The sequence below is a fragment of the Ruegeria sp. HKCCD4315 genome, from assembly GCF_013112245.1.
In the GTDB taxonomy this organism is placed as follows: Bacteria; Pseudomonadota; Alphaproteobacteria; order Rhodobacterales; family Rhodobacteraceae; genus Ruegeria.
Window position 1 is genome coordinate 1,283,476 of the sequence record NZ_WVRN01000001.1, and the last position, 15,714, is coordinate 1,299,189.

At 57.3% G+C, this 15,714-nt stretch carries 17 protein-coding genes; 7 read left to right on the forward strand and 10 right to left on the reverse strand.

Annotated elements, in window-relative coordinates; translation table 11 throughout:
• The first annotated feature begins 2 nt into the window (after positions 1-2).
• Positions 3-1,205 carry an RSP_2647 family RNA methyltransferase gene (locus tag GS646_RS06395; RefSeq protein ID WP_171185740.1) on the forward strand — a complete coding sequence of 401 codons (1,203 nt, stop codon included), beginning with the start codon at positions 3-5 and terminating at the stop codon, positions 1,203-1,205.
• On the forward strand, positions 1,202-1,744 hold the full coding sequence (locus GS646_RS06400) for an RSP_2648 family PIN domain-containing protein (RefSeq protein WP_171647627.1): 543 nt from the start codon (positions 1,202-1,204) through the stop codon (positions 1,742-1,744). The genes GS646_RS06395 and GS646_RS06400 overlap by 4 nt, the downstream gene beginning before the upstream one ends.
• Before the next feature lie 70 nt (positions 1,745-1,814).
• On the opposite strand, the gene GS646_RS06405 is transcribed toward GS646_RS06400, so the two are convergent.
• Both GS646_RS06405 and GS646_RS06410 read right to left on the reverse strand, forming a co-directional pair.
• A complete protein-coding gene (locus GS646_RS06405; protein WP_171186231.1) occupies positions 1,815-2,501 on the reverse strand; it encodes a M48 family metallopeptidase in 687 nt (228 codons plus the stop codon).
• A gap of 90 nt (positions 2,502-2,591) precedes the next feature.
• Positions 2,592-3,863 (reverse strand): hypothetical protein, encoded by a 1,272-nt coding sequence (locus tag GS646_RS06410; RefSeq protein ID WP_171678518.1) that lies wholly within the window; start codon positions 3,861-3,863, stop codon positions 2,592-2,594.
• 202 nt (positions 3,864-4,065) lie between these two features.
• Between GS646_RS06410 and GS646_RS06415 the strand changes: the two genes are divergently transcribed.
• Complete coding sequence (locus GS646_RS06415; RefSeq protein ID WP_171648456.1) at positions 4,066-4,356, forward strand: hypothetical protein; 291 nt, start codon at positions 4,066-4,068, stop codon at positions 4,354-4,356.
• A 152-nt stretch (positions 4,357-4,508) separates the two neighbouring features.
• Here the strand turns inward: GS646_RS06415 and GS646_RS06420 are convergent, their stop codons facing one another.
• The 5 genes from GS646_RS06420 to GS646_RS06440 all read right to left on the reverse strand — a co-directional run bounded on the left by GS646_RS06420 (position 4,509) and on the right by GS646_RS06440 (position 8,645).
• A complete protein-coding gene (locus GS646_RS06420; RefSeq protein WP_171090575.1) occupies positions 4,509-5,693 on the reverse strand; it encodes a VWA domain-containing protein in 1,185 nt (394 codons plus the stop codon).
• A 4-nt stretch (positions 5,694-5,697) separates the two neighbouring features.
• On the reverse strand, positions 5,698-5,868 hold the full coding sequence (locus GS646_RS06425; protein WP_171183603.1) for a hypothetical protein: 171 nt from the start codon (positions 5,866-5,868) through the stop codon (positions 5,698-5,700).
• 7 nt (positions 5,869-5,875) lie between these two features.
• On the reverse strand, positions 5,876-7,252 hold the full coding sequence (locus GS646_RS06430) for a DUF2927 domain-containing protein (RefSeq protein ID WP_171648455.1): 1,377 nt from the start codon (positions 7,250-7,252) through the stop codon (positions 5,876-5,878).
• The gene (locus GS646_RS06435) at positions 7,249-7,698 is read right to left on the reverse strand and encodes an N-acetyltransferase family protein (protein ID WP_371732058.1); all 450 of its coding nucleotides are present in this window, start codon (positions 7,696-7,698) and stop codon (positions 7,249-7,251) included. The genes GS646_RS06430 and GS646_RS06435 overlap by 4 nt, the downstream gene beginning before the upstream one ends.
• A gap of 101 nt (positions 7,699-7,799) precedes the next feature.
• Positions 7,800-8,645: a MoxR family ATPase gene (locus tag GS646_RS06440; protein WP_171090569.1), complete on the reverse strand. Its 846-nt coding sequence runs from the start codon at positions 8,643-8,645 to the stop codon at positions 7,800-7,802.
• A 382-nt stretch (positions 8,646-9,027) separates the two neighbouring features.
• Between GS646_RS06440 and dksA the strand changes: the two genes are divergently transcribed.
• Together dksA and GS646_RS06450 are read left to right on the forward strand one after the other, a co-directional pair.
• Entirely contained in the window at positions 9,028-9,450 is a 423-nt protein-coding gene (gene dksA / locus GS646_RS06445; RefSeq protein WP_170354457.1) for an RNA polymerase-binding protein DksA, read from the forward strand.
• 71 nt (positions 9,451-9,521) lie between these two features.
• Positions 9,522-10,673, forward strand: coding sequence for an FAD-dependent monooxygenase (locus GS646_RS06450; RefSeq protein WP_171183599.1), 1,152 nt, complete (start codon positions 9,522-9,524; stop codon positions 10,671-10,673).
• A 4-nt stretch (positions 10,674-10,677) separates the two neighbouring features.
• Here the strand turns inward: GS646_RS06450 and xth are convergent, their stop codons facing one another.
• Positions 10,678-11,457, reverse strand: a complete 780-nt coding sequence (xth, locus tag GS646_RS06455) for an exodeoxyribonuclease III (RefSeq protein ID WP_171183597.1) — start codon at positions 11,455-11,457, stop codon at positions 10,678-10,680.
• A 279-nt stretch (positions 11,458-11,736) separates the two neighbouring features.
• A complete protein-coding gene (locus GS646_RS06460) occupies positions 11,737-12,060 on the reverse strand; it encodes an iron-sulfur cluster assembly accessory protein (protein WP_171183595.1) in 324 nt (107 codons plus the stop codon).
• 76 nt (positions 12,061-12,136) lie between these two features.
• Here GS646_RS06460 and GS646_RS06465 point away from each other — a divergent pair, with 76 nt between their 5' ends.
• The gene (locus GS646_RS06465; protein WP_216600499.1) at positions 12,137-13,276 is read left to right on the forward strand and encodes a deoxyguanosinetriphosphate triphosphohydrolase; all 1,140 of its coding nucleotides are present in this window, start codon (positions 12,137-12,139) and stop codon (positions 13,274-13,276) included.
• Here GS646_RS06465 and GS646_RS06470 read toward each other — a convergent pair whose 3' ends face one another.
• The gene (locus tag GS646_RS06470; protein ID WP_171183591.1) at positions 13,277-13,828 is read right to left on the reverse strand and encodes a hypothetical protein; all 552 of its coding nucleotides are present in this window, start codon (positions 13,826-13,828) and stop codon (positions 13,277-13,279) included.
• 131 nt (positions 13,829-13,959) lie between these two features.
• On the opposite strand from GS646_RS06470, the gene argS reads away from it, so the two are divergent.
• Positions 13,960-15,705: an arginine--tRNA ligase gene (gene argS, locus GS646_RS06475; RefSeq protein WP_171183589.1), complete on the forward strand. Its 1,746-nt coding sequence runs from the start codon at positions 13,960-13,962 to the stop codon at positions 15,703-15,705.
• The last annotated feature ends 9 nt before the right edge of the window (positions 15,706-15,714 follow it).

Sequence of the window (15,714 nt, forward strand, 5' to 3'; positions counted from 1 at the left end):
CCATGACCCAATCTGCCGACCGCCCCCGTATCCGCCTGAAACCCAAAGCCAATGCGCGCGGCCTGCGTCATGGCTTCCCTTGGGTCTATGCCAACGACATCGTCACCGACCGCCGTACCCGTAAAATCCCTGCCGGTGCACTGGCCGTGCTTGAGGATGAAAAACGCGCGCCCATCGCGCTGGTGGCGGTCAACCCCGAGTCCAAGATCATGTGCCGGGTGCTGGACCGGGATATTGACGCGCAGCTTGACGCCGCGTGGTTCGAAACCCGCCTGCGGCGCGCTCTTGAGATGCGCGAACGCCTGTTTGACGCGCCGTATTACCGCCTGATCCATGCCGAGGCGGATGGCTTTCCCGGCGTGATCATCGACCGTTTTGGAGACGCCTGCGTTATCCAACCGAACGCGGCCTGGGCCGAGGCGCATCTGGACCTGCTGACAGATGCTCTGGTCAGGGTCACTGGCGTGACCACGGTTCTAAAGAACGCCTCGGGTCGCACGCGCGGGCTGGAGGGGCTGGACGATGTCAACCTAACCCTGCGCGGCACCGCACCCGATGCACCCCTGCCGGTGCCGATGAATGGCGCGACCTATATGGCCGATCTGACCGGCGGGCAGAAAACCGGCCTGTTCTATGACCAGCGTCCCAATCATGCCTTCGCTGCGCGGCTTGTTCATCCCGGAGCGCACGTGTTGGACGTCTTCAGCCATGTAGGCGGCTTTGGTCTCGCCATGCTGGCAGGCGGTGCTGGGCAGGCGCTGTCTGTGGATGGCTCTGCCGCCGCACTGGAGTTGGCGGCAAAGGGTGCTGAGGCTTCGGGCCTTGCTGACAAGTTCCAAACCCGGCAAGGCGACGCGTTCGACGTGTTGACCCAATTGGGGGAAGAGGGCGCGCAGTTTGACGTCGTGATCTGCGACCCGCCCGCTTTTGCGCCGTCGAAACAAGCGCTGGATGCAGGGCTGCGCGCCTATGAGCGGATCGCCCGATTGGCCGCACCTCTGGTCAAATCCGGCGGTTACCTGGGGCTGTGCTCATGTTCACACGCCGCTGATCTGGGGCGATTCCGCGATGCCTCATCCCGCGGGATCGGTCGGGCCGGACGGCAGGCACAACTGATCCATACCGGGTTTGCGGGCCCGGATCACCCGCAATTGCCGCAACTGGCGGAAAGCGGCTATCTCAAAGCGGTGTTCTATCGCCTATGAAAGCCGTGCTCGACACCTGCGTGATCTACCCCACGGTGATGCGCGAGATGTTGTTGGGGGCCGCGCGTCTGGGTCATTTCACCCCGATTTGGTCTGCACGTATCCTCGAGGAATGGGCCCGCGCCGCCCGCAAACTTGGCCCAACGGGTGAGGCACAAGCCCGTGCCGAAATCGCACTGACACAAGCCAATTGGCCCGATGCCGAGCGCGCGCCGAACGAGGGACTGCAAAACCGCCTTTGGCTGCCTGATGCTGCTGACATTCATGTATTGGCCACCGCAATTGCTGCGTCCGCCGATGTAATCGTGACGGTGAATGCGAAAGATTTCCCCAGAAATATCCTAGCCGAAGAAGGGCTTGATCGCGTCGACCCTGACAGTCTGCTTCACGGTTTCTGGCAAGCAGACGCAACCGGGATGAACGCACTCGCGGCTCAGGTCCTTGCCGAGGCCAACCGTCTCTCAGGTGTTCAATGGACGTTGCGCGCATTGATGAAAAAAGCCCGCTTTCCCCGATTGGGCAAAGCCCTTACCACGTAAACGGGATCTATCTTCGTCTGGCTAAAAATACCTCGGAGAGCGCGAGAGGCTGGCCTCTCGCTGCGCACCCTCAGCCACGTTCCCAACGCTGCTCAAGAGCTTCCAACGCTGCAATCCGCTCGTCCGTCTTGGGGTGGCTCATCAACCACGCCGGAACGACACCGGCGCGTTGCTGCGTCAGGTCCTCCAACTTGTGAAACAGTGATTTCTGCGGTCCAATTCCGATCCCGGCCTTGGTCAACAAAGCTGCGGCATATTCGTCGGCCTCATACTCATCCCCACGTGACAGGCGCGAGGCCAAAAGAGCGGTCAAAGCATTGGCAATCATCGCACCGATGAACGGGATGAACCGGTTCAGGACCAGTATCAACGCCGTCCGCATCGCGTTCTGACCGGAAAAATCAATCATCCGTCGACGTGCGTGCCCCAGCGCCACATGCCCCAACTCATGCGCGATGACACTGGCCATTTCCTCGGCTGAAACTTCGCCATTGCGAAACTTGCGATAGAACCCCCGCGTAATGAAAATCCGCCCGTCTGGGGCGGCCAACCCATTCACCGGGTCGATCTCATAGATGTAAACCGGTACCCGATCGATACCCAAAGCAGCGGCCAGCCGGTCCGTCATGCGTTTCAGCGCGGGGTCGGCCAGTTCGGTCGACTTTGCGTCCAGCTCTCGGTGGGTGCGCCAGACGGATATCCGGTACATCGCAAGGCCATACAAAACGGCCAGAAAGATCGGGGTGAGTTTGATCATAGCCCAGATATGGTTCTTCATCGCGAGTTCGGCAAGGCACAATGGCCCTGCCAGACGCTTCAATACCGTTTTGTACTGCCCAGGCTATGATCACTTCCGGGGTGCAGGAAGCTTCAGGTTTTCATGTAGGTCAGCCAGAGTTTCGATTGTCAGTGTGGAACCCTTGGAGGCTTCAAAAAATGCGTGTTCAGCCTCTTTTTGCGCGACCAGGCTATCCGTTCTCAAATCTCTCACATCAGCGCGCAGAGCGTCCTGTGCCTCCTCAAAGGTCTGTGCGTCCCGCAGTTCGTTTTCCAACGCATCGAGTTTCTCGTTGTAGTCCGGGTCACCGGGATCGAGCGCTGCGATGTCATCGGCAATCTGGTCGCTACTTCGCCCGTCGTAGCTTTCGTTCAGATCCCGCAAATCACGCCGTGCGTCATATAACTGCCCGCGCAAGTCGTAATATTCGGTCGCCGCTGCCTGATAAGTGGCGATTTTCCCAACATTGCTGTTGGCTGCAGCGTTCTGGAAGGCTGGGGCCGCCGCTTTCGATGCATTCAGATTGCGCAGCTTGTCCGAACCGTAAGGATCGGTGATCTCAGCAACCAGCGGGTCATGATAGCGGTGTTTCTTACCGTTATAAGGCGTCTTATGGCGAAGTTGGAATTCGGTTTCTTTCGGGTTGTAGTTATGGGTCTGAGAATACTGATGATAGCTTGGATCGTAAGGCACCGGTTGCACAGTCACATCGTCTTTGTAACGGTTCTTGGGTTGCGGAAGCCCAAGATTGTCATGGAAATCTCCCAAAGTATCTTTGGTCAGGGAACGCCCTTTGGAGGCGTCAAAGAACGCGTCTTCTGCCTCTTGCAGCGCATCATTTGTCTGATACCGCAGGTCTTTCAGATCGGCGCGCAATCCGTCGCGTGTTTCCTCATATGTTTCAGCGTCCTGCAATTCGGATTCCAGAGCTTCGCGTTTGCTGTCATAATCCGGATCATTCGGATCAAGCGCTGCGATGTCGTCGGCAATTTGGTCGCTGGTTCGCCCGTCATAGCTTTCGTTCAGATCTAGCAAATCGCGTCTCGTGTCATACAACTGCCCACGCAAATCGTAATATTCCGCGGCAGCAGCCTGATAAGTGGCGATTTTCCCAACATTGCTGTTGGCTGCAGCGTTCTGGAAGGCAGGAGCCGCCGCTTTCGACGCATTCAGATTGCGCAGCTTATCCGAACCGTAAGGATCGGTAATCGCAGCAACCAAAGGGTCGTGATAGCGGTGTTTTTTGCGGCCATCCAAGTCAGGAGCAACATCATATCGTACAACAGGACGTAAAGAACGTTCGACCGGTTTCACTGAAACGGTCTTGTATGCGCGTGTCATTTTTGCGGACTTGCCGTTGGACTTCTTTGTGGGCTGTTTGCCAAACAGCTGCCGTACATCCTTCTTGAACTCTCGCCCAAATTCGCCAAGTGAGACCCGCCGAGCTTTTTGGTTTCCTCCAGCGATAGATTTAGACTTTTTTGTCTTGGCCGCGTGTTGCTTTTTCGCTCCGGCACCTTTCCCCGAAGCTGAGGATTTGCCCTTGGATTTGTTTTTCCCACCACTACTGGCATGGGATCCTTTTGAGGAGTTTCCTTTGCCACCGCCGTCGGCCTGCGATCCCCTTGACGAATTCCCTTTTCCTTTGGATCCGCCCCCATTGTCTGCTTTCCCAGAATTCCCATTCCCTTTGCCGTTCTTTGCAAAAGCTGTATCCGGCGCAAGTGCAAATGTCGCGGCCGCCCCGAACGTAACGATCAATGAAATGGCGGTTGCCACGGACGCAAGAAGATTTCTTAATTTGCGGTTGGTCATGTCTGCCCCCAAGCTTTGACCCGCTTGCACATTAACATGAAACTGAAGATCGGCGAGCCTTGAGGCCGCTTTAGTACGGAACTCGCAAACAATCGGCGCATTTGCGCGCCTATCTTTCAAATCTGTTCATAATTCGGAAACAATAAGGCGGCGCTTGGGGGCTTGCTTTGGCTACCGCGTAAGTTCCCTCATGCCCTGTTCCAGGCCGGCCAGTGTCATGGGCACCATACGATCCTCGAAAATCTCTCGGATCATCCCAATGGAATGGGTGTATTCCCAATATTTCTCGGGCACTGGATTGATCCAAAGGTTGGATGCCCACTGTTCGCGCGCCCGTTGCAGCCAGACTTGTCCGGCTTCCTGATTCCAGTGTTCGTTGGCACCGCCGGGATAGGCGATTTCATACGGGCTCATCGAGGCGTCGCCGACGAAGATGCATTTGTAGTCACCGCCATAGGTGCGCAGCACTTCGTGCGTGGGGGTCTGTTGATCCCAGCGACGGCGATTGTCGCGCCAAACACCTTCATAAAGGCAGTTGTGGAAGTAGTAATATTCCAGATGCTTGAACTCGGTTCGGGCAGCGGAAAACAGTTCTTCGACCACCTTGATGTGCGGGTCCATTGATCCGCCCACGTCCAGAAACAGCAGCACCTTGACCGCGTTGTGACGCTCGGGGCGGGTCTTGACGTCCAGATAGCCATGTTCAGCCGTGGCGCGGATGGTGCCGTCCAGATCCAGCTCTTCAGCCGCGCCTTCACGGGCCCAGCGGCGCAGCCGTTTCAAGGCGACCTTGATGTTGCGTGTGCCCAGTTCAACTGTGTCGTCTAAGTTTTTGAATTCCCGCTTGTCCCAGACCTTTACGGCGCGCTGATGGCGGCTTTCCTTCTGACCGATGCGGACGCCTTCGGGGTTATACCCGTAGGCCCCAAATGGAGAGGTTCCGGCTGTGCCAATCCACTTGTTGCCCCCTTGATGGCGGCCCTGTTGTTCCTTGAGCCGCTCGCGCAGGGTTTCCATCAGCTTATCAAACCCGCCAAGCGCTTCAATCTCGGCTTTTTCCTCATCCGACAGGTGCTTTTCGGCCATCTTGGCCAGCCAGTCGCCAGGGATATCCACGGCTTCCAGAACCTGATCGAAACTGATCTCATTCAGCCCTTCGAAGCTGGCAGCAAAAGCGCGGTCAAACTTGTCGATGTTGCGTTCATCTTTCACCATCGACACACGCGCGAGGTAATAAAACGCTTCGACATCATAAGTGGCGAGACCCTTTTTCATGCCCTCCAGAAAAGTCAGGTATTCTCGGAGCGAGACCGGAATTCCAGCTTTGCGGAGGTTTTCGAAGAAGGGCAGAAACATCGCGCTATACCACCAAGCGGACCAGAACGAGCGATATTATTAACCCGACCAGCGCAAACGCGATCCCGTAGCCTGCCGCATATTGCGCCATGTCGGCCCCGTTGCCATTGCGTCTCTTCGCGGTCAAAGCGCCCAGGATTGCCCCCAGGATCGCCATTCCCAAAACTACCACCATATGCGTTTCACCCGTCTGTCGTGCTGCTGGAACTCCGCTGGCCTGCACTTTCAATCAAAGATTGGGCCACCAGTTCCGAGCCGAACCCGTATCGCGCCCAACCAATGCTGTCCAGCCTGACCGAACGGGCCTGTTGAAGCTGTCCGGACTGTTTCAAAGCTTCGGACTTCAACAGAAGCAACGTAGCTAAAATCGAGGCGTTTTCGGCGCGGGTCATCACGTCAATGGCGTTGTTCAGTTCAGGCAAGACGCGGGGCCCCTGGTTTTGAGCCAAAGCAAATGCAGCGGTCTGAGTGGTCACATAGGCCTGGTGAACTTCGGTTCCAGGCGTTGCCTTCAGAAACTGCTGAGCAATCTGGAACTGGCGCAGCGCTTCGTTCGGATTTCGGAACTGCTCCATCCGACCCATCAGGTAGTGGGGGTAACCGCGGCGGTGGTCCGTCCATCCCAGTCGTTGACCGATGCTTGCTGCTTTTCTGGCTGCCCGCATTTGCCGGGGCGAACCGGGCCCAGGCCCCAGCGATTTCTGGATGGCGTCGATCCATTCACGTGGAGTTTCGGTTGCAGGTTGCGCAGCCAGCCGATTGCCGCGCGGGTTCAGGCGGCTCAGTACCCCGGGGATCACGGCGGTAACTTCTTCGCGGCTCATGCCCGTGCGCAGTTCGGGCGCATAAGCGGCACGCAGGATCAACATGTCAAACCCGGTCAGAACGGTGTGGATGTTGTCGTCGTTGAACACAGAATCCGGCAGGTGATAGAGGTCATTCAACGGCCCAAGGGCCTGGGCCAGCTCTTCATGCAGGCAGTCCCGTATTTCTTGTGGGCTGACATCATAAGGGATGAAAATGCCAAGCCGTTCGCGTTGGCGCAGTTCGGTCCAACTGCTTTTCGCCTTGCGGCGGTCACGGCGGTATTCGTCCAGGCTTGAGGCGTTTGGAACCACGAAACAGGCTGCATTGGGCAGAATGCGCAGGATGTCTTCCTGGCTGACTGCCTCGATCGTGATATTGGCCTGACCCTCACGGATCTGCCGGATATTGATCCCGGCTTCGCGTTTCAGGCGGTTCAGCAGTCGTGTCAGATCCTGTTGCATGCTGGCGGTGGGTGAACCTGTCAGCCTTACTGTGACCGGTGTTTCAAACCGGGTGAACACGGGCAGCGCGGCCCCGCTTTCTAACGCGAAATGCAATGCCACAAAGTCTTCGGCGATGTTCTTGTTGGATCGGGCAGGTGGCCAGGGCCGCGGAGCACCAAAGGTCTTGGTCGGAGGCAATGTCGCCTCAACCGAGCGAACCTCGTCTGACACCGGAACCGTTTGAATGGTTTCTACAGTTGTACAGCCCGCCGCAAACAACGCCAGAACAAGAGCGGACCAACGCATCATGTGCGGGAATACTTGATAAATGGCGTGACCGTTCCGATGCGGTCATAGAGCTGGCGCGCGGTTTTGTTGAACTCCTGTGTCAGCCAATAGACAGACGGGGCACCTTGCCGGTCAGCCTCGTCATACACCGCCTGGATCAACGCACGGCCCGCGCCTGTTCCACGGGCTTCGGGGCGGGCGAACAGGTCTTGAAGATAGCAGACCTTTTCCACTTTCCATGCGTGGCTGTGAAACAGGTAATGCGTCAACCCGACCAGATTGCCATCCTGCTCGGCGACAAAACATGAAAAATCCTGCGGATCATCACCCAACAGTCTTGAGAATGTCGTCTCGTACACCTCTGCGGGCAGCGTGGTTTCATAGAACGCTAGATAGTCCCGCCACATGTCAGCCCACTGATCCTTGTCTTCGGCTTGAAGTGGGCGGATTTTCAATGTGTTCGCCAAGCGATCTATCCAATTCTGTGAGGTTGAGCCTGTCACTTTCGCGATGCTGACAGCCGGGGTGCAGCAACGCAAGCCAAGATCACCAAATGTTCAGGTTTCAGCTACCGTTTGCCGCGTGCCATGAAGGCCAGGCGTTCGAACAAATGCACATCCTGCTCATTTTTAAGCAACGCTCCGTGCAATTTGGGCAGGGCGCTGGCCCCGTCGCGCTTGAGGTCTTCGGCGCTCAGGTCTTCGGCCAGCAACAGCTTCAGCCAGTCCAGAACTTCTGAGGTTGAAGGTTTTTTCTTCAAACCCTGTGTCTCACGGATTTCATAGAACTGGGTGAGCGCCGTGGTCAAAAGCGCGTCTTTGATGCCGGGGTGGTGAACTTCGACGATACGGCGCATCGTGGCCTCATCCGGGAAGCGGATATAGTGAAAGAAGCAACGGCGCAGAAAGGCGTCGGGCAGCTCTTTTTCATTGTTTGAAGTGATGATGACGATGGGGCGGTTCTTGGCCCGGATTGTTTCTCCGGTCTCATAGACATGGAACTCCATCTTATCGAGTTCCTGCAAAAGATCGTTGGGAAATTCGATATCCGCCTTGTCGATCTCATCGATCAGCAGAACAACCTTTTCATCGGCGTCGAATGCCTGCCATAACTTACCCTTGCGGATATAGTTCGACACGTCATGCACGCGCTCTTCGCCCAACTGACTGTCGCGCAGGCGGCTGACAGCATCATATTCATACAGCCCCTGCTGCGCGCGGGTGGTGGATTTCACGTTCCACTCGATCATCCGTACGCCCAACGCGCCGGCCACCTGTTTGGCCAACTCAGTCTTGCCAGTGCCGGGTTCCCCTTTGACCAGCAGAGGGCGTTCGAGTGTGACGGCTGCGTTCACGGCAATGGTCAGATCGTCTGTGGCGACATATTCGGCTGTACCTTGAAAACGTGCTGTCATGGGCCTCTCATGTGGTTGTGCGACGTGGTCGGGCAAACTGTGTTTTCCGGGTTACAGAGCGGCAAGGTTTTTGACAACCCGCGTCCCTGCGTCGAACAACGGGATTTTTACTGCATCTCCAAGCCCTTTTGCTTGATTCGCGTGCAGTCGACGTTAAGGCGTTAAGTTAGCCGCCCCAAAAAAGCCTGCTGAATTTCATAGAAAAACAAGGTTTTCTTGATGTTTGTCTCATATTTAGACAAATCCGCGTGGGCGAATGTGGATGCAAAGTTTGTGTAGTGACATTCCACGGCCCGTCGGCTAAACGCTGCGCAGAAGGGAGAGCCAAATGTCAGGTGAAACAACCGCGACCGACGTTTCTGGCCATACCGAGGGAGCAAATATGAAGCAGGAAGTTTTTCTGCCGGAGGACTACCGTCCGGCCGAAGATGAACCTTTCATGAATGATCGTCAGCTTGAGTATTTTCGGCGCAAGCTGCTGGATTGGAAGACAGAACTATTGGCAGGCAGTCGCGACACGATTGAAGGGCTGCAGGACAACACCCGTAACATTCCGGACGTCGCAGATCGCGCCAGCGAGGAAACCGACCGTGCGCTGGAACTGCGTACACGGGATCGTCAGCGTAAGCTGGTCGCCAAGATCGACTCGGCCCTGCGCCGGATCGACGAAGGGGAATACGGGTATTGCGAAAAGACCGGCGACCCGATCTCGCTGAAACGTCTGGACGCGCGTCCCATTGCCACCATGACGCTTGAGGCACAAGAACGTCACGAGCGCCGCGAAAAGGTCCACCGCGACGATTGATCGCCGGTTTGGGGTTAAAAACTTAAGCGCCGGGGCCTGTGGCTCCGGCGTTTTTGCGTTAAGGCGGGGGCATGAATATCCATGGTTTGAAATTCTGCGTGATTGGTGGCGGCATCGGAGGTCTGGCCACCGCGCTAGCACTGCAAGTCAGGGGCGCACAGGTCACTGTGCTTGAACAGGCTGCCGAACTGACCGAAGTCGGAGCAGGTCTGCAAATCAGCGCCAATGGCACGGCTGTGCTGAGGGCTCTTGGCGTTGCAGAGGGCAGGCCTGCTTTAGGGCAAAAATCGTTTGGCACAGTTCTGCGTGATTATCGGAAAGGGCGGGTGATCAGCCGCGTACCCAGTCCCGCCGCAGGATCAACATATTACTACCACCGCGCTGACCTGCTTGATTTACTGCACACGGCCGCGTTGCGCGCCGGAGTGGAACTGCGTCTAGGATCACGCGTTACGGAAGTGCGCAAACACCCCGGAGAGGCCGAGATCGTTCTGGAAGGCGGCGAAAGGCTGCGGGCCGAATGTGCCATTGCGGCAGACGGTGGACGCAGCGCGATCCGGCCGATCCTCAACGGGCCCGAAACACCAGCCTTCACCCATCAAGTCGCATGGCGGGCCACGATTCCATGGAACCGTCCCGAGCAGATGCCGCGCGCAGCGCTGACAATGGGCCCCGGACGTCACGTGGTGACGTATCCTTTGCGCGACCAAAGCCAGATGAACATCGTAGCGATCGAAGAACGGTCAGACTGGCATGAGGAAGGCTGGCGTCTGGAGGGCGATCCAGTTGATCTGCGTGCACGCTTCGCGGACTTTAGCGGGGAAGTGGGCGATATTTTGGCGCAAGTCCAGAATGTCAACATTTGGGCTTTGTTCCTGCGCCCGGTTGCCGAGAAATGGCAAAACGGTCGCCTTGCCCTGCTGGGGGATGCGGCGCACCCGACGCTGCCCTTCATGGCGCAAGGAGCTTGCTTGGCACTGGAGGATGCATGGTGTCTTGCACGCGCCTTCGAGGCGCAGTCGGGTGTCGCACAGGCGTTGGCTGCATACGAAAGTGCGCGCAAAGCACGCGCGCGAAAAGTCGTTGCTGCAGCGGGATCAAACGCGCGGAACTTTCATCTCAGGGGCCCAATGCGCCTAGCTGCACAGGCCGCTTTGATGGCGCTTGGTCCAAGGCTCGCGCAACGATACGAGTGGATTTACAGCTACGATCCGACGGCCTGAGGGACTACAGGTCCAAATCAACCCAGACCGGCACGTGATCCGAAGGCTTTTCATGTCCACGGATTTCAAAGTCGATCCGGCAATCGCGCATCAGATCCGCAGCCTGAGGGGTCAAGAGGAAATGGTCGATCCGAATGCCGTCATTTCGGTTCCAGGCACCGGCCTGATAATCCCAGAACGAATAATGCCCGGGGCCTTGGGTCGTGGCCCGGAATGCCTCGGTAAACCCAAGGTTCAGGATCTTGCGAAACGCCGCGCGGCTTTCGGGCCGGAAAAGGGCGTCCTCCCGCCATGCCTCAGGACGTTTGGCATCTTCGGCCTGCGGGATGATATTGTAGTCACCCGCCATCAGGGCTGGCTCTTCACTGTCCAGCAGGTCACGCGCGCGTTGATACAGTCGTTCCATCCACGACAGCTTATAGTCGTATTTCGGGCCAGGCACGGGATTGCCATTGGGCAGGTACAGGCCGCAGAGCCGCAGCGCTTTTTTTCCGATAACCGTGGCTTCGATCCAGCGAGCTTGCTCGTCTTCTTCGTCACCCGGCAGACCGCGCGAGACATCTTCCAATGGCAGTTTCGACAGGATGGCCACGCCATTGAAACTCTTTTGCCCGTGGGTTTCCACGTTATATCCACGCTCTTCAAACATTTCGCGGGGGAAGTTCTCGTCGATGGATTTGATTTCTTGCAAAAGAACGACGTCAGGTTGCCCGTCGTCCAGCCAACGGGGAAGGGCTTCGGCCCGCGCTTTGATGCCGTTGATGTTGAATGTGGCGATTTTCATGCGCGATCCTCCGAAGCCTTTGGCAACCTATCGCTCAGAATGAACCCAGCGGCAAGGTGGCGGTGGGGTTTGCGAGGCTCTGCCTCGCGCTCCGAGGTAATTTGGCCAGATGTAGAAACGGATCCTTAACCCATTCACTCGATGGTTTTGAGGCGGTACAGGCGGAGGCGCCAATGACCGCGCCAGGTGAAGCTCTCTGATCGTTGGGTCAGAGAGCGGATCCCTGCTTCATCTGGCTAAAAATACCTTGGGGGTGTGGGGGCAAAGCCCCCGCGGCGCTTACATCGAAAAAGATGTGCCGCATCCACAGGAAGAGGTTGCGTTGGGATTGTCGATCACAAAACGCGCGCCGATCAGCTCTTGAGTGAAGTCGATGACCGCATTTTCCAGGAAAGGCAGCGAGATCGCATCAACGATGACTTTCTGACCATTGCCTTCAAGGATCAGGTCATCCTCTTTAGGGGTGTCCAGCGCGATTTCGTACTGAAAGCCCGAGCAACCGCCGCCTTCCACTGCAACACGCAGAGCCTGGCCCTGATCCGCCGCGCCAATTTCGGCCAGACGTTCAAAAGCGCGATCAGTGACTGTAGGGGGCAGATTCATGCCGCTCTCCAAAGGTTTATTTCCTCAGCATCCTACAATATATGGAACTCGAGGACAGGCGACAAGGACTAGACCTTTGGTCAGAGCGAGTTTTGCCTCGGACCCGGACCGCGCAAGAGGGCGGCTGGTACCTGAGGAAGAGAGCAGCTTCCGGTCATGCTTTCAACGCGATCGGGACAGGATCATTCATGCCAGCGCATTTCGGCGGCTCAAGCACAAGACACAGGTCTTTGTCGAGCATGAGGGCGACAGCTATCGCACGCGCCTGACCCATTCCATAGAAGTGGCGCAGGTGGCGCGGACCATCGCCGGGGCGTTGGGTCTGAACCCAGAACTCACCGAGGCTGTGGCTTTGGCCCATGATCTGGGGCACACGCCGTTTGGTCATACTGGTGAAGACGCCTTACATGCCTTGATGGAGCGCTATGGTGGCTTTGACCACAACGCTCAGGCCATTCGGATTGTGACGCGGTTAGAGCGCCACTACGCCGAGTTCGACGGCTGCAACCTGACATGGGAATGTCTGGAAGGGATCGCCAAACATAACGGCCCGGTAGTCGGAGAACTGCCCTGGGCGCTGGCCGAGTGCAATGAGGGATTCGATCTTGAACTCCACACCCATGCCAGCGCCGAGGCGCAGGTGGCGGCGCTGTCTGACGACATCGCTTACAACAATCACGACCTGCTGGATGGGTTGCGGGCAGGCTTGTTCAAAGACGATGATCTGCGCGACATGCCCATTGTTGGGCAGTGTTACGCGGAAGTAGACGCAAAATATCCAAACCTTGACCCGTATCGGCAGCGTCACGAAGCGCTGCGGCGGGTGTTTGGCGTTATGGTGTCTGACGTTATCAACACGTCCCGTGACCTGATTGAAAACTCGGGGGCGCAGTCTGTCGAGGATATCCGCCATCTGGGCTATCCCGTCATACAGTTTTCACACGGGGTCTGGGCGCAACTTCGCGAAATCAGGGCGTTTCTGTTTACCCGGATGTATCGTGCCCCAAGTGTCATGAAGGTCCGGGCCGAAGTCGCAACGATTGTTGAGGACCTGTTCCCCATTTATCTGAATGATCCGAAACAGATGCCTGCGCGCTGGCACAATGACATTGAAGCTGCCAAGGATGAGACCGCCTTGGCGCGTATTGTTTCGGACTACATTGCGGGTATGACCGACCGGTTTGCTCTGCAGGATCACGCCCGGCTGACGGGCTGATCACTCTACAGCGATGTAAGCTATGGCCCAGACTTGCTGCCCCGCTTGTTCCGCCGATTGGTCAGCGTCGTCTGTTGGCGGGAATACGATCATCGTGGGGCCGTACCCTCCGATCCCCATGGGTGAACCATCGGCGTGCGTGGCGATGATTGGTTTATGGGTGGTGATGCTGTCCCACGCGATTTCGGCCTGATACCCGTCCAAAGCCATGGGCAGCGCTGATTTACCTTCGGCACCAGCCATGATCATGACTTCTGAAAGAAGGGGGCCCGAGAACGTATAATCTCGTTGATTGCCCGGAGAGCCATAGGGGATGGTGATTTCAACCTGTTGCAGCGCATCCAGCATGGCCGCATCAAATCCGGCAGCGCCGTCATGTGTGACTTCGAGGTATCCTAGCAAGCCGCCGTCATTCTCACCGCGCGCTGGCAGGTTTGTTTCGCTGACAGCGCCGCCCAGCGTCAGCAACACATGGCCTTGCGGCTGTGGCAGATCGGCCAGAGCCGGAATAACTGTCGTCAGAAGCAGGGCAAAAGGCAAGGCACGGCGCATGTGTGTCTCCGGTCGTTGTGATCAGGCCGAGAGTAGCGAGGTTTGCGCTCAAACCAAGCTTAAACATTAGGCGTCCATTGACCTTGCCGCTTTGCGTGTTAAACCGCCCGGCAAGCAAAAGGACATCCGAAATGAACTTGTTTTCCGAGATCCGCGGCCTGGTACTGGACGCACTGACGCAGATGCAGTCCGAAGGCGCTTTGCCCGAGGGGTTGAGCTTTGACAACGTGGCGGTCGAACCCCCGCGTGATTCCGCGCATGGTGACATGGCGACCAACGCTGCGATGGTGCTTGCGAAACCGGCCAAGATGAAGCCTCGGGATATCGCTGATGTGCTGGCTGGGAAGCTAGCAGCGGATGACCGGATCACCAGCGCCGAAGTGGCTGGTCCCGGATTCCTCAACCTCCGGCTCGCAGCTTCAGTTTGGCAGGGTGTGCTAGCCGCGGTGTTGGAAAAAGGTACCGACTATGGCCGCTCATCCATGGGGCAGGGACAGAAGGTCAACGTGGAATACGTCTCGGCCAACCCCACCGGCCCGTTGCATGTGGGCCATACGCGGGGGGCCGTTTTCGGAGATGCTTTGGCAAGCCTGCTGGCCTATTCCGGCCATGATGTGACCCGCGAGTACTATATCAACGACGGCGGCGCACAGGTGGATGTGCTGGCGCGGTCCGCCTATGAGCGGTATCGCGAGGCCAATGGTCTGAGCCCCGAGATTGCCGAGGGTCTGTATCCCGGTGACTACTTGATCCCAATCGGTGAGGCGCTGAAAGAGAAATACGGCGACAGCCTGATCGACAAGCCGGAAAGCGAATGGCTGGAGGATCTGCGCAACTTCGCCACGGACGCGATGATGGACCTGATCCGCGCTGACCTGAAGGCGTTGGGCGTCGAGATGGATGTGTTCTTCTCGGAAAAATCGCTCTATGGCACAGGGCGGATCGAGGCGGCACTTCAGTCGCTGACCGACAAAGGTTTGATCTACGAAGGCGTCCTTGAGCCGCCGAAGGGCAAGAAGCCCGAGGATTGGGAGCCGCGCGAGCAGACCCTGTTCAAGTCGACCGAGCATGGTGATGACGTGGACCGTCCGGTCAAGAAATCGGATGGCAGCTGGACCTATTTCGCCCCGGATATCGCCTATCACTATGACAAGGTCAGCCGTGGCTTTGACGCGCTGATCGACGTGTTCGGTGCCGACCATGGCGGTTATGTCAAACGGATGAAGGCGGCTGTATCGGCACTGTCCGACGGCAAAGTGCCACTGGATATCAAGCTGACGCAGTTGGTGAAGCTGTGGAAGAATGGTGAGCCATTCAAAATGTCCAAACGGGCGGGGAACTTTGTCACCTTGCGCGATGTGGTCGATCAGGTGGGGCCGGACGTGACCCGTTTCGTGATGCTGACCCGCAAGAACGACGCGCCCTTGGATTTCGATTTTGACAAGGTGTTGGAACAGAGCCGGGAAAACCCCGTGTTCTATGTGCAATACGCTCATGCCCGTGTGATGAGCGTTCTGCGCCGTGCTGCTGAAGCCGGGATTGCCGCAGATGACGCGACCCTCTCCGGTGCTGATCTGAGCAAGAATGATCACGCCTCAGAACTGACTGTGGCCAAGAAGCTGGCCGAATGGCCGCGTCTGGTGGAAATTGCTGCGCGCACCAATGAACCGCACCGTGTTGCCTTCTATCTCTATGAACTCGCGGGCGACTTCCATGCGCTGTGGAACAAGGGCAATGACGAAACCCAGTTGCGTTTCATACAGGATGGCGATGTTGCCACAAGCCAGTCGAAAATCGCATTGGCCCGTGCCGTTTCTGTTGTGATTTCAGCGGGCTTGGGTATTCTTGGCGTTACTCCGGCGCAGGAGATGCGGTAACAAATATCG